The organism is Spirillospora sp. CA-108201, assembly GCF_050936235.1.
In the GTDB taxonomy this organism is placed as follows: domain Bacteria; phylum Actinomycetota; class Actinomycetes; order Streptosporangiales; family Streptosporangiaceae; genus Spirillospora.
This window is the reverse complement of the sequence record NZ_JBNJNE010000001.1, coordinates 2,159,043-2,176,871: the sequence shown is the minus strand read 5'-3', so window position 1 is coordinate 2,176,871 and position 17,829 is coordinate 2,159,043. Positions and strand designations below refer to the sequence as shown.

Genomic DNA, 17,829 nt, shown 5'->3' with positions numbered 1-17,829 from the left:
GGGTAGGCGACGGGGATGAGCACTCGCTCGCCCGACCGGGGGCCGCCCGACCGCGGGTTCGCGGCCGAACTCCGCGACGCGGTGACGCTGCGCGCGTTCGCCCTGATCGCCGGGGTCCTGCTGCTGCAGCTCGGGTTCATCCTGTCCTACATCGGCGCGTTCCACTCGCCGACCCCGCACCGCATCCCCGTCGCGGTGGTCGCGCCGCCCGCGGTGGCGGGACAGGTCGTCGCGCAGGTGAACGCGCTGGAGGGCGCGCCGCTGAAGGCCCGGGCCGCCCCCGGCGCGCAGCAGGCCCGCCGGGACATCCTGCACCGCGACGTCGACGCGGCGATCATCGTGGATCCGCGCGGCGGCGCCGACACGCTCCTGGTCGCCTCCGCCGCCGGGCCGGCGCTCGCCGGCACCGCCACCGACGTCGCGCACCGGCTGGAGACCGCCCAGGGCCGGCAGGTGCGGGTCGTCGACATCCGGCCGCCCGGCCCCAAGGACGGCCGGGGCCTGTCCTCCTTCTACCTCGTCATCGGCTGGGTCGTGGGGGGCTACCTGGCGGCCGCGATCCTCGCGGTCGCGGGCGGCGCCCGCCCGGCGAACGCGCGCCGCACGGTCATCCGGCTGGGCGCCCTCGCCCTGTACGCGGTCGTGTCGGGGCTGGGCGGCGCGCTCGTCGCCGGTCCCCTCCTCGGCGCGCTGCCGGGCCACTTCTTCCCGGTGTGGGGGATCGGGGCGCTCGTGGTCTTCGCCGCGGCGGCCGCCACCGCCGCGCTCCAGACGCTGTTCGGGCTCGTCGGGATCGGCCTGGCGATCCTGGTGTTCGTCGTGCTCGGGAACCCCAGCGCCGGCGGCGCCTACCCGCTCGCGCTGCTGCCGCCGTTCTGGCGCGCGATCGGCGGCTGGCTGCCGACGGGCGCGGCGACGACGGCCGTCCGCAACACCGTCTACTTCTCCGGCAACGCCACGGGCCACGCGCTGTGGGTGCTGGCCGGCTGGGCGCTCGCCGGGACGGCCGTCGCCCTCGCCGCGTCCGCGCTGCGCCCGCACACGACCGCTCCGGCCGAGGGGATCGCCTCAGCCGGGAGCGGTTGACGCCGTCCCTGCGGCGGTGGCGGCGCGCGGCGGGCCGCCGTCCCGGCCCGGCAGGCGGACGGTCACGAGGAGGCCGCCCTCCGGGCGCGGCACCGCGGTCACCGTGCCGTCGTGGGCCGTCGCGGTCGCCCGGACGATCGACAGCCCGAGGCCCGAGCCGCGGTCGGAGCGCACCCGGTCGTTGCCGAGCCGCCGGAACGGCTCGAAGATCGTCTCGACCTCGTAGGCGGGGACGACAGGCCCGGTGTTGGCGACGGTGAGCTCGGCCCAGCCGTCCCGGTCCCGGGTGGCGACGTGCACCTCGCCGCCGTCGCGGTTGTGCCGGATCGCGTTCTCCACCAGGTTCTGCACGAGCCGCTCCACCAGCACCGGATCGCCGGAGGTGGGGGCCGGGCCGAGCCGGCGGTCCGCGGTCAGGCCGCGGGTCCGCGCCTCGGGGGCGGCCTGCCGCAGGACGTGCCCCGCGACGTCCGCCAGGTCGAGCGGCCCGGCGTCCACCGCGACGTTCTCGGTTCCGGCGAGGGTGAGCAGCCCGTCGATGAGCCGCTCGTGCCTGCCGTTGACGACCAGCAGCGACTCGCCGAGCCGCTTGACGTCGTCGGTGGCGTCCGGGCGCCGCACCGCCACGTCGACCAGCGTCCGGTTGATGGCGAGCGGGGTGCGCAGCTCGTGCGAGGCGTTCGCGACGAACCGGCGCTGCCCGTCGAACGCCCGCGCCAGCCGGCCGAGCATGGTGTCGAAGGTGTCGGCCAGCTCCTTGACGTCGTCGCGCGGGCCCTCGTAGGCGATCCGCTCGGTGAGGTCGTGGCTGCGCGCGACGCGGCGCGCGGTCTCGGTGATGGCGTGCACGGGGCGCAGCGCCCGGTCGGCGAGCAGCCAGCCGAAGCCGAGCCCGGCCGCGCCGACCAGCCCGAGCGCGATCCCGCCCTGGGTGAGCAGCGCGTTGAGGGTCTCCCGCTGGTAGTCCTCGCGCCCCTTGATCAGCGCGCCCTGCACCCTCTGCACGGTGAGATCCGTCGCCCCCTCGGGCATCGGCGCCGCGCTCTTCACCGCGGGTCCCACGGCCGTGAAGGCGCGGTCCTCCGCGGGACCCCCCTGACGCTGCAGGTTGTTCTGCACGAGGAGGTAGGTCAGGCCGAGCAGCACGATGCCCGCGCCGAGGAACAGGCCCGTGTAGAGGATCGTCAGCCGGAGCCGGATCGTCGGCCGCAGCCGGTCGGCGAACCTCGCGGTCGTCGCGGCGCTCATGGAATCCGGTACCCCACTCCCGGGACGGTCTCGATGACCGGGGGATCGCCGAGCCTGCGGCGCAGCTTCATCAGCGTCACCCGGACGGTGTTGGTGAACGGGTCGGTGTGCTCGTCCCACACCTTCTCCAGCAGCCTCTCGGCGGACACGATCGTCCCGTCCGCGCGCAGCAGCTCGGCCAGCAGCCCGAACTCCTTGCGCGCCAGGCGCACGTACCGGCCGTCGCGGTACACCTCCTGGCGGGACGGGTCGAGCCGGATCCCGGCGCGCTCCAGCGCCGGCGGCGCCGCCGGGCGGGCCCGCCGGCCGAGCGCGAGGATCCGCGCCACCAGCTCCTCGAACGCGAACGGCTTGGTGAGGTAGTCGTCGGCGCCGATGCGCAATCCGTCGACCCGGGCCGGGACGGTGACGGCGGCGGTGAGCATCAGCACCCGCACGAGCGCGCCGGACTCCACCACCGCGCGGCACACGTCGTCGCCGTGCACGACCGGCAGGTCCCGGTCCAGGACGAGCACGTCGTAGTCGTGCACGCCGAGCCGCTCCAGCGCGGCGTCCCCGTCGTAGACCACGTCCACGGCGAGGGCCTCGGCCCGCAGCCCCTCGGCGATCGAGTCGGCGAGCATCCGCTCGTCCTCGGCGACCAGTACCCGCACGTCCGCAACTCCCGCCGTCCCTGGGGCGCGCCCCAGGCGCGCCTCGTCGGCCCCAGCTTGGGGGACGGGGCGTAACGCCGGCATAACGCGATCCGGTTACGCCGGGGTTACCGGTCGCGGGCTGGACTCGTCATCGCCGCCGGCGCACCGGCCGGCGGAGACGACGAGGAGACCGACCGATGCGACGACGCACGCTCGCCGTGCTGGCACTCGTCCCCGCCCTCGCCCTCGGGGCGCAGGGCTGCGGGGGCGGGGACGGCGGGGACAGCACCGCCAAGGCCGCGAGCGACGACCAGAAGATGCGCGACTTCGCCAAGTGCATGCGCGCCAACGGGGTGGACATGCCCGACCCGAAGAACGGCCGGATCGAGATCCGCGCGTCCGCCAAGCCGGGCGAAGCGGGCAAGGGAGGCCCGGGGGACGACGCCGGCGTCCAGGCGGCGCAGAAGAAGTGCGCCCACCTGATGCCGAACGGCGGGAAGCCGCCCAAGCCCAAGCCCGAGGAACTGGCGAAGATGCGCGCGTTCGCCAAGTGCATGCGCGACAAGGGCGTCAGCGCGTTCCCCGACCCCGAGCCGGACGGCGCCATGAAGATCAGGGCGGGGAAGGGAACGGGGCTGGACCCGGAGAGCCAGACGTTCAAGAGCGCCCAGAAGGCCTGTGCCAAGCTCTCGCCCGGCGGCGGGGGCTTCATGGGGACGACCCGGGGCGGCGACTAGTGGCCGGGAAGCGCACCGTCGTCCTCGGCGCGGCCGGGGCCGTCGTGGCCGGCGGCGCGGGGCTCGCGACGGTCGGGCTCGGCGGCGGCGGCGGTCCCGCCGCCGCGCGCAGCGCCCTGCCGCCCGCGACGGCGGCGGTCGAGCGCACCACGCTCACCGAGACGCAGGACGTGGACGGCACGCTCGGCTACGGCGGGACCCGCACCGTCGCCGGGGCCGGGCACGGCACCCTCACGTGGCTGGCGGGGCCCGGGGCGGTCGTCTCCCGGGGCAGGGCGGTGTACAGGGTCGACGACAGGCCGGTACCGCTGCTGTACGGCAGGCTGCCGCTGTACAGGACGCTCGCCCCGGGGACGAAGGGCTCGGACGTCCTGCAGTTCGAGCGGAACCTGCGGGCCCTCGGCTACACGGGGTTCACCGTCGACAGGACCTACGACGCCGCCACCGCCGCGGCCGTGCGGCGCTGGCAGGACGCACTCGGCGTCGACGAGACCGGCCGGGTCGCCCCCGGCGCGGCCGTCGTCGCGTCCGGGCGGATCCGGGTCGCCGAGCGCAAGGCGAACGTCGGGGACCGCGTCGGAGGGCCCGTCCTCACCTACACCGGCACGACCCGGGTCGTGTCCGTCGACCTGGACGTCGAGTACCAGCGGCTCGCGAGGAAGGGCGCGGAAGTGGAGATCGGGCTGCCGTCCGGCGACGCCGTCACCGGGCGGATCTCCGCGGTCGGGAAGGTCGCCAAGGAGGGTGCGCAGGACCAGCCGACCACCGTGGAGGTCGAGATCGCGGTCGCCGGCCGCGCGAAGCTCGGCTCCTACGACAAGGCGCCCGTCGAGGTGCACCTCACCGCGAACCGGCATCCCGACGTCCTCGCCGTGCCGATCGGCGCGCTGCTCGCCCAGGGGGACGGCGGCTACGCCGTCCAGGTGGTCCAGGACGGGCGGGTCCGCACGGTGCCGGTGGAGACGGGCGTGTTCACCGAAGGCCGCGTCGAGGTCTCGGGGGCGGGCCTCGCGGAGGGCATGAAGGTCGGGGTGCCGTCATGAGCCCGGTCGTGGAGCTCAGGGAGGTCACCAAGACCTACCCCGGCGGGGTCACCGCGCTGGACGGGGTGTCGCTGACCGTCGAGGAGCGCGAGCTCGTGGCGATCGTCGGGCCGTCCGGATCGGGGAAGTCGACGATGCTGCACCTGCTCGGCACCCTCGACCGGCCGAGCGCCGGCACCGTCCTCGTCGAGGGCGGGGACGTGTCGAGGCTCGCGGACCGGCGCCTGTCCGCGCTGCGCGCCCGGCGGATCGGCTTCGTGTTCCAGCAGTTCCACCTCGCCGCGGGCGTGAGCGCGCTCGACAACGTCGCCGACGGGCTCCTGTACGGGGGCGTGCCGCTGCCGCAGCGGCGCCGCAGGGCCCGCCGCGCGCTGGAGCGCGTCGGGCTCGGGCACCGCCTCGACCACCGGCCGCACCAGCTGTCGGGCGGCGAGCGGCAGCGGGTCGCGATCGCCCGCGCCGTGGTGGGGGAGCCGGCGCTGCTGCTGGCGGACGAGCCGACCGGCGCGCTGGACTCGGCGTCGGGCGCGGGCGTCCTGGACCTGCTGCGCGAGCTGGCCGGCGGCGGCACGACCGTCGTCCTGATCACGCACGACCGGGACATCGCCGCGCTGCTGCCCCGGCAGGTGCGGATGCGCGACGGGCGGATCGTGCACGACGACGCGCGGGTGGGGGCGCCGTGAACGGGAGCACCTCCGGGGACGCCCCGGCGAGGCTCGGCCCCGGCGACGTGCTGCGCGTCGGCGCCGCCGGACTGCGGTCCCGTCCGATGCGGGTCTTCCTGTCGGCCCTCGGCATCGCGATCGGCATCGCCGCGATGATCGGCGTGGTCGGCATCTCGACGTCCAGCCGCGCGCAGTTGCAGGCCACCCTCGACCGGCTCGGCACCAACCTGCTCACGGTCGGCCCCGGCCGGGACCTGTTCGGCGGGGACGCCGAGCTCCCGGAGGAGTCCGTCGGCATGGTGGCGCGGATGCCGGACGTGCGGTCGGCGTCGGCGACGGCGAAGCTGGAGGACACCGCCGTCTACCGCAACGACCACATCCCGGAGGGGGAGAGCGGCGGCATCAGCGTCCTGGCGGCGCGCCTCGACCTGCCGCGGACCGTCGGCCTCACCATGGCCGCCGGCACCTGGCTCAACGGGGGGACGGCGAAGTACCCGGCCGTCGTGCTCGGGTCGGCGGCCGCCGACCGGCTCGGCGTCGCGACGCCGAACGCGCAGGTGTGGCTCGGCTCGCAGTGGTTCACCGTCGTCGGCGTCCTGGAGCCGAACCAGCTGGCTCCGGAGCTGGACTCGGCGGCGCTCGTCGGCTGGGACGCCGCCGCGTCAAGCCTCGGTTTCGACGGCCATCCGACCACCGTCTACACCCGGGCCCGCAAGGACGCGGTGGCGAAGGTGCGGGACCTGCTCGCCGCGACCGCGAACCCGCAGGCGCCGAACGAGGTCGAGGTCAGCCGCCCCTCGGACGCGCTGGCCGCGCAGCAGGCGGGCGACCGGGCGTTCACCGGGCTGCTCCTCGGCCTCGGCGGCGTCGCGCTGCTGGTCGGCGGCGTCGGCGTCGCGAACACGATGGTGATCTCCGTGCTGGAGCGCCGCGCCGAGATCGGCCTGCGCCGCAGCCTCGGCGCGACGCGGGGCCAGATCCGGCTCCAGTTCCTCGCCGAGTCGCAACTGCTGGCCGTGCTGGGCGGCGTCGGCGGCGTCGCCGCGGGCATCGTGGTCACCGCCGTCTTCGCCATGACCCAGGGCTGGCCGACCGTCGTCCCGGTGTGGGCGATGGCCGGCGGCATCGTCGCCACCCTCCTCATCGGCGGCGTCGCGGGCCTGTACCCCGCCCTGCGAGCAGCCCGCCTGGCCCCCACCGAGGCCCTGGCGACCCCCTGAACCCAGGGGCGAGGCTCAGTGAGCAGACAGGAGCCCGCACCACGGCACGGGTCGGGCGGCTGGAAGGCGCTCTAGCGCCAGGAGGCCGCCCGACCCGCAACGGGGGTTCCAGGGGGTCGCCCCCTGAGAGGTACAGACACCTCTAGCTCCGCACGCCGTAGAGGTGTTCCAGGGCGAGCTGGTCGAGGTGTTCGAAGGCGGTACGGCGGGCGCCGAGGGCGTCGGCGTCGACCGTGGCGTCGCGGACGGAGCGCCAGTCCTCGCCGTCCGCCAGGGTGGGCTGCGCGAGCTCTTCCAGCTTGGCCTCGCGCAGAGCGGCCTGGACGTCGGGATCGGCGCGGAACGCGCGGACCTTCGCTCGCAGGATGAGCCAGTTGCGCATGCACGCGGCGGCCGACTCCCACACGCCCTGGTCGTCCTCGGTGCGCGGCGGCTTGAAGTCGAAGTGGACCGGGCCGTCGTAGTCGCTCTGGTCGATCAGGTCGACGACCCAGAACGCGCCGCGCGCGTTGCCGGCGCCGAAACGCAGGTCCTGGTCGTAGCGGGGGCCGTGCTGCCCGTTGAGGTCGATGTGGAACAGCTTGCCCTGCCACAGCGCCTGCGCAAGGCCGTGCGCGTAGTTCAGCCCGGCCATCTCCTCGTGCCCGACCTCGGGGTTCAGGCCGACGGTGTCGGGGCGCTCCAGGGTCTGGATGAACGCGAGGGCGTGGCCGATCGTGGGCAGCAGGATGTCGCCGCGCGGCTCGTTCGGCTTCGGCTCGATCGCGAAGCGCAGGTCGTAGCCCTGGTCGGCGACGTAGGCGCCGAGGACGTCGAACGCCTCCTTGTACCGGTCCAGCGCGGCTCGGACGTCCTTGGCGGCGCCCGACTCCGCGCCCTCCCGCCCGCCCCAGCACACGTAGGTGCGGGCGCCCAGTTCGGCGGCCAGGTCCAGGTTGTCCATGACCTTGCGCAGCGCGAACCGGCGGACGTCGCGGTCGTTGGCGGTGAAGGCGCCGTCCTTGAAGACCGGGTGCCCGAACAGGTTCGTGGTGGCGGTGGTGACGACGAGGCCCGTCTCGTCCAGGGCCTTGCGGAACGCGTCGATCGCGCCCTGCCGCTCGGCGGGCGCGGCGGCGAAGTCGAAGACGTCGTTGTCGTGGAAGTTCACGCCGTAGGCGCCGATCTCGGCCAGCTCGCGGACGGCGCGGTCGGCGGCCATCGGCGGGCGGGTGCCGGGGCCGAACACGTCGACGCCCTGCCAGCCGACCGTCCAGACGCCGAACGAGAAGCGGTCCTCGGGTGCGGGCGTGTAGTCGCTCATGGTTCCTCCTCAGATCTGCGGGGCGGCGTCGCGCAGCGCCGCGTAGCGCGCGCGGACCCCGGCGTCGGTGCGGCCGGCGGTGTGCTCGGTCGCGGGCGGCGCCGGCCAGGCGGGCGGTTCCGGCGTCCCGGCCAGGGCCCAGGCCGCCTGGCGGGCGGCGCCGAGCGCGACGTACTCGGCGGGCTCGGGGACGGTCACCGGCGTCCCGAAGATCGCGGGTGCGAGGGCGCGGACGGCTCCGGCGCGGGCGCCGCCCCCGATCAGCAGGACGCGGCGCGGCCGGACGCCCTGCGCGGCGAGATGGTCGACGGCGTCGGCGAGCGAGCACAGCAGCGCCTCCACGGCGGCCCGCGCGAGGTTCTCCCGCGTCGCGTTGGACGTGGTGAGCCCCGCGAGCACGCCGCTGGCGTCCGGCCGGTCGGGGGTGCGCTCGCCGTCGAGGTAGGGGAGCAGCGTCAGGCCGCCCGCGCCGGGCTCGGCGGCGAGGGCCAGCGCGGACAGCTCGTCCAGCGGGGCGCCGGTCATCGCGGCGGCGGCCGACAGGATCCGCGCGGCGTTCAGCGTGCAGACGAGGGGCAGGAACCGGCCGGTGGCGTCGGCGAACCCCGCGACCAGCCCGGAGGCGTCGGCCGCGGGCTCCCCGGCGACCGCGAACGCCGTGCCGGAGGTGCCGATCGACACGACGACGTCGCCGGGTTCCAGCCCGAGTCCGAGCGCGGCGCCCATGTTGTCGCCGGTGCCGGGACCGAGCGCCGCCCCCCAGGCCGTCTCGCCGACGCGCTCGCCGGGTGCCGCGACGCGGGGCGTCGCGGCGTCGTGGCCGAGAGCCGCGCGCAGCACCTCCGGCAGGTACGCGCCGGTCGCGGGGGACCAGTAGCCGGTGCCGGACGCGTCGCCCCGGTCGGTCACCGGCTCGGACGCGCCGAGCCGCAGCGTCAGCCAGTCGTGCGGGAGCATGACCTGCTCGGTGCGGCGCGCGCGGTCGGGCTCGTGCTCGGCCATCCAGCGCAGCTTGGTCACCGTGAACGACGCCAGCGGCACGCTGCCGGTCCGATCCGCCCAGGCCTTCGCGCCGCCGAGCTCCTCGACGAGGGCGCGCGCCTGCGGAGCCGAGCGCGTGTCGTTCCACAGCAGGGCGGGCCGGACGGGCACGCCCGCGCCGTCGAGCGCGACCATGCCGTGCTGCTGCGCGGCGACGGCCACCGCGTCGGCGCGTTCGAGGAGGCCCCGGACCTGGCTCAGCGTGTTCCACCAGTGGTCCGGGTGGCATTCGGCGCCGTCCGGATGCGGGGCGGAGGCCGCCGCGACCACGGCGCCGTCCGCGGCCCTGCACAGCACGGCCTTCGTCGACTGGGTCGAGGAGTCGACGCCCGCGACCAGGCGCTCGGGCATCCGGTCCCGCCTTTCGTAAAGAGCTTGGACTAATTAACCTAGCAGAGGGCCTCTGCCCTGCCTATCCACGTGATTCATTTAGGGTTCATCCATGACGAAGTCCGCGAACGCCCCCGTCCGGCACGCGACGATGCGCGAGCGGAACCTCGCCGTCGTCCTGGAGCACGTGGCCCGCCACCAGCCCGTGACCCGCGCGCGCCTGGCCGAGCTCACCGGCTTCACCAAGACGACGGTGTCCAATCTCGTCTCCCTGCTGGAGGGCGCGGGCCTGGTGCGGGACGGCGCGCCGGTGCACGAGGGGGAGCGCGGGCGGCCCGGGGTGGGCGTGTCGGTCCACGGAGACGGCGCCGCCGGGCTCGGCCTGGAGGTCAACGTCGACTACCTCGCCGCCTGCGTCCTCGACCTCGTCAAGCAGGTCCGCTACCGGCACGTCGTCAGCTCCGACAACCGCGGGCGCGAGCCCGGCGCCGTGCTCGCGGCGCTGTCCGCGCTCGCGGGCGAGGCGGTCGCCGCCGCCTCCGGGCAGGGCCTGACCGTCGCCGGCGCCGCGGTCGCCCTGCCCGGCCTGCTCGACCGCGAGAACGGGGTGGTGCGGCACGCCCCGAACCTCGGCTGGACGGACGTCCCCGTCACCGGGGCTCCGGGACTCGCGGCGGCGCTGCCCGCCGAGTACGACAACGAGGCCAACCTCGCGGCCCTCGGTGAGCTGTGGTTCGGCGACGGCGCCCGGTTCGGCGACTTCGTGCACGTCTCGGGGGAGGTCGGGATCGGCGCCGGGATCGTCGTGGACGGGCGGGTGTTCCGCGGCGCGCACGGCTTCGCGGGCGAACTCGGGCATCTGGTCGCCGACCCGTCCGGCCCCGCCTGCTCCTGCGGCGGGCGCGGCTGCCTGGAGCAGATCGCCGGCCAGGAGGCGATGCTGCGCGCGGCGGGCCTGCCGGTGACGCGGCCCGCCGCGGGGCCCGGGGGTCGGTCGGCAGGCTGGTCGACCGGCTGGGCGCCGGCGACGCGGCGGCGCTGGACGCGGTGGCCCGGGCGGGCCGGGCGCTCGGCGGCGCGCTGGCCTCGGCCGTCAACCTGATCGACCCGGACACCATCGTGCTCGGCGGGGTGTTCTCCCCGCTGGCCGCCTGGATCCGCCCCCCGCTGGAGGGCGTCCTCGCGGAGGGGCCGGGCTCGCTGCGGCGCGGCGTGCCGCCGGTCGAGATCTCCGGCCTGGCGGAGGGGGCCGCGGTCCTCGGCGCCGCGGGCCTCGTCGTGGAACGCGTGATCGCCGACCCCGCGCTGCTCCTCTAGAGCGGGCGGTCACAGCGGCGTGACCTCCACCGGGACGGTGAGGATCCGGTCCGGGCCGAGTTCGCGGACGGGGCCGTCGAGCGTGAACGAGCCGCGCAGCGGCAGATCGGCGCTCGACCGCCCCACGGAGACCTCGACGACTCCGGGTTCGACGATGCGCCGCAGGTCCGGGCCGGTGAACGAGGTCCGGTCGGCGTGCACCCGGAAACCGACCCGCGCCGCCTCGCCCGGCTCCAGCCGGACCCTGGCCCATCCGGCGAGCCAGCGCGCGGGGCGCACCACCGAGGCGACCGGGTCGGACAGGTACAGCTGCGCCACCTCGGTCCCGGCCCGCGCCCCGGTGTTGCGGACGACGGCGCTGACCGCCACGGTCCCGTCGGTCGCCGCCCGCTCGTCCAGGCGCAGGTCCGCGTACTCGAACGACGTCCAGGTCAGCCCGTGGCCGAACGGGTAGAGGGGGACGGGGTCGACCGCGCTCCAGTGGTGCCCGCCGTCCATCAGCGACCGCAGGTAGGTGACCGGCGGGCCGGACGCGCGGCGCGGCACGCTGATCGGCATCCGCCCGGACGGCTCGACCCGGCCCGACAGGACTCCCGCGACGGCCCCGCCGCCCTCCTCGCCGGGGAAGAACGCCTGCACGACGGCGGCGGCGCGGTCGGCGAGGGCCTCGATCGCGTACGGGCGCCCGGTCAGCATCACGACGACCGTGGGCGTCCCGGTGTCCAGGACGGCCGCGGCCAGCTCGGCCTGCCGGCCCGGCAGCGCGAGCGTCTCGGCGTCGCAGCCCTCGCCGGACGTGCCGCGGCCGAAGAGCCCGGCCCGGTCGCCGAGGGCGAGGACGCACACCTCGGCCCCGCGCGCCGCCGCGACGGCGGCCTCGATGTCGGAGTCCTCGGCGACGGACACGTCGTGCGATGCCGCGACCCGCACGCCGGGCAGCTCGGAGCGCAGCGCGTCCGCCAGCGTCCGGATCGGCACGCCGAGCGGCATCTCCGGATGCCGGCGGCCCACATGGCTCGGGAACGTGGAGCAGCCCAGCATCGCGAACGGGTCGTCCGCCAGAGGCCCCGCCAGCACCACGCCGTCGCCGGAGCGCAGCGGCAGCACGCCGCCGTTCGCCAGCAGGACGACCGACTCCTCGGCCAGCCGGCGCGCCAGCTCCCGGTGCTCCGGCGGATCGAACTCCAGCTCCGCACCCGTGCCCCCGGCCGGCGCGCCGTCCAGCAGGCCGAGCCGGGCCTTCAGCGCCAGCACGCGGCCGGCGGCGCGGTCGAGCAGCTCCTCGGGCACGGCGCCCCGCCGGACCATCTCGGTCAGCGGCTCGCCGTAGCAGCGGACGGTCGGCAGCTCCATGTCGATCCCGGCGCGCAGCGCCAGCGCGGCGGCCTCGCCGCGCGACCCGGCCACCCGGTGCCGGCTCTCCAGGAACGAGATGCCGAAGTAGTCGGCGACGACGACGCCCGCGAAGCCGAGCTCCTCGCGCAGCAGCCCGGTCAGCAGGCGCTCGTCGGCCGCGGCGGGCATCCCGTCCACGTCGGTGTAGGAGTGCATGACCGAGCGGGCGCCGCCGTCGCGCAGCGCCATCACGAACGGCTCCAGGACGACGTCGGCGAACTCGCGCGGGCCGATCGGCGCCGGCGCCATGTTCCGGCCGGCCCGGGAGGCGGAGTAGCCCGCGAAGTGCTTGAGCGTGGTGACGATGCCGGATCGTTCCAGGGCCCGCACGTAGGCCGTGCCGAGGACCCCGACGAGATAGGGGTCCTCCCCGACGCACTCCTCCGTGCGGCCCCAGCGGGCGTCGCGGACGACGTCCAGTACCGGCGCGAGGCCCTGGTGGACTCCCGCCGCCCGCATGCTCGCCCCGATCGCGGCGGCCATCTCGCCGACCAGTTCGGGGTCGAAGGCGGCGCCCCACGCGGGCGGGCTGGGGAACACGGTGGCGCCCCACGTCATGAAGCCGTTGAGGCACTCCTCGTGCGCGATCGCCGGGATGCCGAACCGGTTCCCCGCGGCGACGCGGCCCTGGAGCTCGCGGAGGCGGGCGGCGCCTTCGGCCGCCGCGACCGGCACGGTGCCGAACGCGCGGGTGAGCTGGCCGAGGCCGCGGTCGAGGATCTCCTCCAGGCGCGGAGCGGCCTCGCGTGAGTCGTCCTCCATCGGCGCCACGGGCTCGCCCGGCCCGGCCGGCACCGCCCAGAAGCCGGCGAGCTGCCCCGCCTTCTCCTCGGGCGTCATCCGGGCCAGCAGATCGGCGACCCGCTCGGCGACCGGCAGCCCGCGGTCCTGCCAGGGCCCGCGGGTCGCGCTCGGGGCCGGGACGGCTTCGGTCATCGCTCCTCCCCGGCGGGCGGTGGCGCGGTGGAGGCGCGCACGCGCAGGTCGGTGGCCAGCTCCACGCGCGGGGTGAGCGGCGGCCGGCCGTCCAGCAGCTGGAGCAGGGTGCGGGCCGCGACGCGGCCCATCTCCTCCAGCGGCTGCCGGACGGTCGTCAGCGGCGGCGACAGCCACTCGCAGGTGGGCAGGTCGTCGAAGCCGACGACGCTCAGGTCCTCGGGGATGCGCAGCCCGGCGAGCCGCGCCGCCTCGTAGGCGCCCATGGCCTGCTCGTCGCTGCCCGCGAAGATCGCGGTGGGCGGCTCGGGCAGCGCCAGCAGCTCGCGGGTGCGCGCGTACCCGCCCCGGTGGTGGAAGTCGCCGTACCGGACGAGCTCCCGGTCGACCTCGATCCCGGCGCGCTCCAGCGCGGTCCGGTAGCCGTCCACGCGGGCCTGCGTGCACAGCATGTCGGCGGGACCGCCGATCATCGCGACGCGGCGGTGGCCGAGCCCGATCAGGTGCTCGGTGGCGGCCAGCCCGCCCGCCCAGTTCGTGGCGCCGACGCTGGCGATCTCGGCGTCGGGCAGGTTGACCGGGTCGACCAGGACGAGCCCGACGCCGGCCCGCTCCAGCTGCTCGCGCTGGCGCCGCGTCATCCGGGACGTGACCAGGATGACCCCGTCGCTGTGGTGCAGCGCGGGCAGGTTCTGCCAGCTCGGCGGGCGGGCGTCGTCGTCGCGCACCAGCGAGACGACCACGCCGGTGCCGTGCTCGGCGCACTCGGCCTCGACCCCGCGCAGGATCTCCACCGCCCACGGGCTGTCCAGCCCGGCCAGGACCAGGTCGATCAGGCCGGACCTGCGGGCGCGCCGGGACCCGCCGGGGCCGGGGTAGTTGTGGGTGCGCAGCAGCGCCTCCACGCGCTCGCGGGTCGCGGCGGCCACGTCGGTGCGGCCGTTGAGGACCTTGGAGACCGTGGCGGGGGACACCCCGGCCTCGGACGCGATCAGTGCCAGGGTCGGCCGGGACGGCGGGTCCGGGATCTCGTCGGTGGTGCGCACGGGCACGCTTCTCTCCTCCCCGAGGAAACGATTGCGAACAGTATCGCAATGTTTCGCGGTCTCCTAGCCTGGCTTCGGACTTCTCCAGCGTTTCATTCAGGTCTCTCACGGCCGAAGCCTTGACCGTGCGGGGGCCCTTTCTTAGAGTTCCACGGCAACGGCAAGCCCGAAGAATTTCGAAAAGTTTCGAACGAGCGGTCTCGTCCCGCCGCTCCCGGCCGAGCGCACCCCCCGGATCCAGGAGGCCATCATGGGCACCCCACCGCTGTCGCGCCGCTCCCTCCTCACCGCAGTCTCCGCGGGCGCCGTGCTGGCCGCCGCCGCGCCCGTGCTCGCCGCCTGCGGCGACGGCGGCTCCGGATCGGGGGGCGGGGTGACCGTCGAGTGGATGGACATCGCGACCACCGAGCCGTCCAAGTCGCTCTCTCCGCAGATCGCCAAGGCCTACGAGGCCGCGCACCCGAACGTCAGGATCAAGCTCACCAACCTGGAGAACGAGGCCTACAAGTCGAAGATGACGGCGCTGGTCGCCTCCGGGAAGCTGCCGGACGTCTTCGTGACCTGGGGCGGCGGCGTGCTCAAGCAGCAGATCGACGCGGGGCTGGTGAAGGACCTCACCTCCGACGGGGCGAGCCTGCTCGGCACCATCACGCCGGTGTCGCAGAAGGCGTACCGGTTCGACGGCAAGACCTACGCCATCCCGTACGACATGAGCATGGTGGGCTTCTGGTACAACAAGCGGCACTTCGCCAAGGCCGGGATCAAGGACACCCCGAAGACCTGGGCGGAGTTCCTGGACGCCGTCCGCAAGCTCAAGGGCGCCGGCGTCACTCCCGTCGCGCTGGGCGGCAAGGACAAGTGGCCCGGCCACTACTACTGGGCCTACCTGGCGATGCGCGTCGGCGGCATGCCCGCCATGGAGCAGGCCGCCAAGTCCGACGACTTCACCGCCCCGGCGTTCGTCCAGGCCGGGCAGCACCTCAAGGAACTGGTCGACCTCCAGCCCTTCCAGAGCGGCTTCCAGAACGCCGGCTATGACGCGCCTGGAGGCCAGGCCGCCACCATGGGCGCGGGGATCCCGATCTTCGTCGCGTTCTACACGAGCTTGTTCACCTGGGGCGGCTTCGGCCGGCCCGAGGACTTCGCCGGCCTGGACGACTACCGGAAGCTGGCGGGCGACGCCGTCTTCCGCGGCGACCTCTGGCGCGGCCTGGTCCTGGTCGTGCTGTCGGTCGCCGTCCAGTTGCCGATCGCGCTCGGCACGGCCGTCCTGCTGAACCAGCGGATGCGCGGCCGCGCGGTCTACCGGGCGGTCTTCTTCGCGCCCTACATCCTGTCCGAGGTGATCGCCGGTGTCCTGTTCGGCATCATCTTCCTGCCGGGCACCGGGCTCGCCGACACGCTCGCCGGGGGCCTGCCGCTCGTCGGCGGACTCGCCGGGAAGTGGTTCTCCGACCCGGGTACCGCGCTGCCCACCCTGTTCGCCGTCATGACCTGGAAGTACTTCGGCTTCCACATGATGATCTACCTGGCCGGGCTGCAGGGCGTCCCCGCCGAGGCACGACCGGCGGGCCGACGCATTCCACGGAGACGATGGCCGTCACCATGTTCCAGTTCGGGTTCAAGCGGTACCAGATGGGCTACGCGAGCGCGATCAGCGTGGCCATGTTCCTCATCAGCATGGTCTTCTCCCTGCTCTACCAGCGCTACGCGCTGCGCCGCGACCTCCAGGGCGCCGTCACCTCCGCGGGAGGCCGCCGATGAGGGCGGGCCTCGCGCGGAGCGCGTCCCGGCACACGCTGGTCTGGGTGCTCGGTTCCTTCGTCGTCGTCGTCCCGCTGCTGTACGCCGCCGTCTCCGGCTTCAAGACCACGGGCGACCTCACCACCGACCCGGTCGGCCTGCCCTCGCCCTGGAAGGCGTCGAACTACACGGGCATCCTGTCGTCCGGCGACTTCTGGCGGCAGATCGGCAACAGCGTGATGATCGCGGTCGCCACCACGCTGCTCACCGTCGCGGCGTCGGCGCTCGCGGCGTTCGCGTTCGCCCGCTACGCCTTCCGGGGCCGGGAGTTCTTCTTCACGCTGTTCGCGGCCGGCCTGATTTTCCCCCCGGCCGTGGCGGTGCTGCCGCTGTTCGTCCTGCTGCGCTCGCTCGGCCTGCTGGACCATCCGCTCGGCGTGATCCTGCCGCAGGCCGCGTTCGCGCTGCCCATCACGATCATCATCCTGCGGTCGTTCTTCCGGACGATCCCGGCGGAGCTGGAGGAGGCCGCCATCATGGACGGCTGCAGCCGGTTCGGGTTCTTCTGGCGCATCCTGCTGCCTATGGCGAGGCCGGCCCTCGGCACCGTGTCGGTCCTGGCCATCGTGACGAGCTGGAACAACTTCTTCCTCCCGCTGCTGGTGCTGGCCGACCCGAAATGGCAGACGATCCCCGTCGGCATCCAGCAGTTCCAGGGGCAGTACTCGACGAACTACGCGCTCGTCATCGCCTACATCGTGCTGGCGATGGTCCCCGCCATCGCCTTCTACGCGGTGGCCGAGCGCCAGCTGATCGGAGGCCTCACCGCGGGCGCGACGAAGGGCTGAACCCGCGTGGCCGTGCCGCGTCCCGGCGGGGATGAAAGCCTGAAAGGCCCGTTCACCGGCCGCACGGGACGGAGTTAGCTTCCGCTGGACAGCACTCTCCTCGGCCCGGTGACGGGAGGAACATGGGCAAGCGAAGACGAAGGGCACTGGCCGCGGGGGCGGTGCTCGGCCCCGCGATGATCGCCGGCGCGCTGCTGACGGCCGCGCCGGCGTCCGCGCACGGCGCGATGATGACGCCCGGCAGCCGCACCTACCTGTGCTGGAAGGACGGCCTGAGCCCGACCGGGCAGATCGTCCCCCACAACCCGGCCTGCGCGGCGGCGGTCGCGCAGAGCGGCCCCAACTCGCTCTACAACTGGTTCGCCGTCCTGCGCTCGGACGGGGCCGGCCGCACCCGCGGGTTCATCCCCGACGGCAGGCTGTGCAGCGGAGGCGCGGTCGTCTACGACTTCGGCGGCTACGACCTCGCCCGCGGCGACTGGCCGGTCACGCACCTGACCTCCGGCGCCGACATCGAGTTCCGGTACAACAAGTGGGCGGCCCACCCCGGAACGTTCCGCACCTACATCACCAAGGACAGCTGGAGCCCGACCAGGCCCCTCGCCTGGGACGACCTGGAGGACCAGCCGTTCTCCAGCGTCACCGACCCGCCCAGCGTCGGCTCGCCCGGCAGCGAGGGCGCCTACTACCACTGGAACGCCAGGCTGCCGTCCGGAAAGAGCGGCCGCCACCTCCTCTACACCGTGTGGCAGCGCTCGGACAGCAACGAGACGTTCTACGGCTGCTCCGACGTGGTCTTCGACGGCGGCAGCGGCGAGGTGACCGGCGTCGGCGAGGACGGCGGCGGCCCGACCGACCCGCCGACCGACCCGCCCGGCGACCCGGGCAAGGTCTGCAAGGCCGGGTACCGCTCCGTCGGCGCCTGGAGCGGCGGCTACCAGGGCGAGGTGACCGTCACCAACACCGGCACGCTCCCCCTCAACGGCTGGATGGCCCACTTCACCTTCGCCAACGGGGAGGCGGTCGACAGCCTGTGGAACGGCGGCTTCACGCAGTCCGGACCGGACGTCACGGTCAGGAACGCGAACTACAACGGTGCTCTCGCCGTGGGCGCCTCGACCACGTTCGGGTTCACGGTGAAGGCGCCGGGCTCGCCGACCGCGATCGAGCCGCACTGCATGACCTCCTGAGGCCCGAGCAGCCCGCGGCCCGCGGCGTCCGACAGGGGACGCCGCG

16 protein-coding genes and 1 pseudogene are annotated in these 17,829 nt (G+C 74.8%); 11 read left to right on the top strand and 6 right to left on the bottom strand.

Annotated features, from left to right (window positions below; genetic code table 11):
• The first annotated feature begins 15 nt into the window (after positions 1-15).
• Positions 16-1,086, top strand: a complete 1,071-nt coding sequence (locus ACQEU6_RS10700) for an ABC-2 transporter permease (protein WP_499331110.1) — start codon at positions 16-18, stop codon at positions 1,084-1,086.
• On the opposite strand, the gene ACQEU6_RS10695 is transcribed toward ACQEU6_RS10700, so the two are convergent.
• Both ACQEU6_RS10695 and ACQEU6_RS10690 read right to left on the bottom strand, forming a co-directional pair.
• Entirely contained in the window at positions 1,069-2,334 is a 1,266-nt protein-coding gene (locus ACQEU6_RS10695) for a sensor histidine kinase (protein ID WP_499331109.1), read from the bottom strand. The two genes, ACQEU6_RS10700 and ACQEU6_RS10695, sit on opposite strands and share 18 nt — an antisense overlap.
• A complete protein-coding gene (locus ACQEU6_RS10690; RefSeq protein WP_499331107.1) occupies positions 2,331-2,987 on the bottom strand; it encodes a response regulator transcription factor in 657 nt (218 codons plus the stop codon). The genes ACQEU6_RS10695 and ACQEU6_RS10690 overlap by 4 nt, the downstream gene beginning before the upstream one ends.
• Before the next feature lie 179 nt (positions 2,988-3,166).
• Between ACQEU6_RS10690 and ACQEU6_RS10685 the strand changes: the two genes are divergently transcribed.
• From ACQEU6_RS10685 to ACQEU6_RS10670, 4 genes are read left to right on the top strand one after another with little or no spacing between them, the layout of a single operon-like run.
• Positions 3,167-3,706, top strand: a complete 540-nt coding sequence (locus tag ACQEU6_RS10685) for a hypothetical protein (RefSeq protein WP_499331105.1) — start codon at positions 3,167-3,169, stop codon at positions 3,704-3,706.
• Entirely contained in the window at positions 3,706-4,749 is a 1,044-nt protein-coding gene (locus tag ACQEU6_RS10680) for a peptidoglycan-binding protein (protein WP_499331103.1), read from the top strand. Before ACQEU6_RS10685 ends, ACQEU6_RS10680 begins: the two co-directional genes overlap by 1 nt.
• On the top strand, positions 4,746-5,432 hold the full coding sequence (locus tag ACQEU6_RS10675; protein ID WP_499331101.1) for an ABC transporter ATP-binding protein: 687 nt from the start codon (positions 4,746-4,748) through the stop codon (positions 5,430-5,432). The genes ACQEU6_RS10680 and ACQEU6_RS10675 overlap by 4 nt, the downstream gene beginning before the upstream one ends.
• Positions 5,429-6,634: an ABC transporter permease gene (locus ACQEU6_RS10670; protein ID WP_499331100.1), complete on the top strand. Its 1,206-nt coding sequence runs from the start codon at positions 5,429-5,431 to the stop codon at positions 6,632-6,634. Before ACQEU6_RS10675 ends, ACQEU6_RS10670 begins: the two co-directional genes overlap by 4 nt.
• A 142-nt stretch (positions 6,635-6,776) precedes the next feature.
• On the opposite strand, the gene xylA is transcribed toward ACQEU6_RS10670, so the two are convergent.
• Both xylA and xylB read right to left on the bottom strand, forming a co-directional pair.
• Positions 6,777-7,937 (bottom strand): xylose isomerase, encoded by a 1,161-nt coding sequence (xylA, locus tag ACQEU6_RS10665; RefSeq protein ID WP_499331098.1) that lies wholly within the window; start codon positions 7,935-7,937, stop codon positions 6,777-6,779.
• A gap of 9 nt (positions 7,938-7,946) precedes the next feature.
• Positions 7,947-9,329 carry a xylulokinase gene (gene xylB / locus ACQEU6_RS10660; protein ID WP_499331096.1) on the bottom strand — a complete coding sequence of 461 codons (1,383 nt, stop codon included), beginning with the start codon at positions 9,327-9,329 and terminating at the stop codon, positions 7,947-7,949.
• 91 nt (positions 9,330-9,420) lie between these two features.
• Here xylB and ACQEU6_RS10655 point away from each other — a divergent pair, with 91 nt between their 5' ends.
• Both ACQEU6_RS10655 and ACQEU6_RS10650 read left to right on the top strand, forming a co-directional pair.
• Positions 9,421-10,410 carry an ROK family transcriptional regulator gene (locus tag ACQEU6_RS10655; RefSeq protein ID WP_499331095.1) on the top strand — a complete coding sequence of 330 codons (990 nt, stop codon included), beginning with the start codon at positions 9,421-9,423 and terminating at the stop codon, positions 10,408-10,410.
• Entirely contained in the window at positions 10,356-10,625 is a 270-nt protein-coding gene (locus ACQEU6_RS10650) for a hypothetical protein (protein WP_499331094.1), read from the top strand. Before ACQEU6_RS10655 ends, ACQEU6_RS10650 begins: the two co-directional genes overlap by 55 nt.
• 9 nt (positions 10,626-10,634) lie before the next feature.
• Here the strand turns inward: ACQEU6_RS10650 and ACQEU6_RS10645 are convergent, their stop codons facing one another.
• Together ACQEU6_RS10645 and ACQEU6_RS10640 are read right to left on the bottom strand one after the other, a co-directional pair.
• Entirely contained in the window at positions 10,635-12,956 is a 2,322-nt protein-coding gene (locus ACQEU6_RS10645; protein ID WP_499331092.1) for a beta-glucosidase, read from the bottom strand.
• The gene (locus ACQEU6_RS10640) at positions 12,953-14,008 is read right to left on the bottom strand and encodes a LacI family DNA-binding transcriptional regulator (RefSeq protein WP_499331091.1); all 1,056 of its coding nucleotides are present in this window, start codon (positions 14,006-14,008) and stop codon (positions 12,953-12,955) included. Before ACQEU6_RS10640 ends, ACQEU6_RS10645 begins: the two co-directional genes overlap by 4 nt.
• 244 nt (positions 14,009-14,252) lie before the next feature.
• Between ACQEU6_RS10640 and ACQEU6_RS10635 the strand changes: the two are divergent.
• The 4 genes and pseudogenes from ACQEU6_RS10635 to ACQEU6_RS10620 all read left to right on the top strand — a co-directional run.
• Positions 14,253-14,975 (top strand): annotated as a pseudogene (locus tag ACQEU6_RS10635) (extracellular solute-binding protein); the annotation flags it as partial.
• Between the two features lie 620 nt (positions 14,976-15,595).
• Positions 15,596-15,766, top strand: coding sequence for a hypothetical protein (locus ACQEU6_RS10630; protein WP_499331090.1), 171 nt, complete (start codon positions 15,596-15,598; stop codon positions 15,764-15,766).
• Positions 15,763-16,593, top strand: coding sequence for a carbohydrate ABC transporter permease (locus tag ACQEU6_RS10625; protein WP_499331088.1), 831 nt, complete (start codon positions 15,763-15,765; stop codon positions 16,591-16,593). The genes ACQEU6_RS10630 and ACQEU6_RS10625 overlap by 4 nt, the downstream gene beginning before the upstream one ends.
• A 122-nt stretch (positions 16,594-16,715) precedes the next feature.
• On the top strand, positions 16,716-17,783 hold the full coding sequence (locus tag ACQEU6_RS10620) for a lytic polysaccharide monooxygenase (RefSeq protein WP_499331086.1): 1,068 nt from the start codon (positions 16,716-16,718) through the stop codon (positions 17,781-17,783).
• Positions 17,784-17,829: the final 46 nt, after the last annotated feature.

Excerpts from the sequence above, each read along its gene's own strand:
- ACQEU6_RS10700 (WP_499331110.1), top strand. The coding sequence starts at position 16 with ATGAGCACTCGCTCGCCCGACCGGGGGCCGCCCGACCGCGGGTTCGCG.
- ACQEU6_RS10695 (WP_499331109.1), bottom strand. The coding sequence starts at position 2,334 with ATGAGCGCCGCGACGACCGCGAGGTTCGCCGACCGGCTGCGGCCGACG.
- ACQEU6_RS10685 (WP_499331105.1), top strand. The coding sequence starts at position 3,167 with ATGCGACGACGCACGCTCGCCGTGCTGGCACTCGTCCCCGCCCTCGCC.
- ACQEU6_RS10675 (WP_499331101.1), top strand. The coding sequence starts at position 4,746 with ATGAGCCCGGTCGTGGAGCTCAGGGAGGTCACCAAGACCTACCCCGGC.
- xylA (WP_499331098.1), bottom strand. The coding sequence starts at position 7,937 with ATGAGCGACTACACGCCCGCACCCGAGGACCGCTTCTCGTTCGGCGTC.
- xylB (WP_499331096.1), bottom strand. The coding sequence starts at position 9,329 with ATGCCCGAGCGCCTGGTCGCGGGCGTCGACTCCTCGACCCAGTCGACG.
- ACQEU6_RS10655 (WP_499331095.1), top strand. The coding sequence starts at position 9,421 with ATGACGAAGTCCGCGAACGCCCCCGTCCGGCACGCGACGATGCGCGAG.
- ACQEU6_RS10645 (WP_499331092.1), bottom strand. The coding sequence starts at position 12,956 with ATGACCGAAGCCGTCCCGGCCCCGAGCGCGACCCGCGGGCCCTGGCAG.
- ACQEU6_RS10630 (WP_499331090.1), top strand. The coding sequence starts at position 15,596 with ATGGCCGTCACCATGTTCCAGTTCGGGTTCAAGCGGTACCAGATGGGC.
- ACQEU6_RS10625 (WP_499331088.1), top strand. The coding sequence starts at position 15,763 with ATGAGGGCGGGCCTCGCGCGGAGCGCGTCCCGGCACACGCTGGTCTGG.
- ACQEU6_RS10620 (WP_499331086.1), top strand. The coding sequence starts at position 16,716 with ATGGGCAAGCGAAGACGAAGGGCACTGGCCGCGGGGGCGGTGCTCGGC.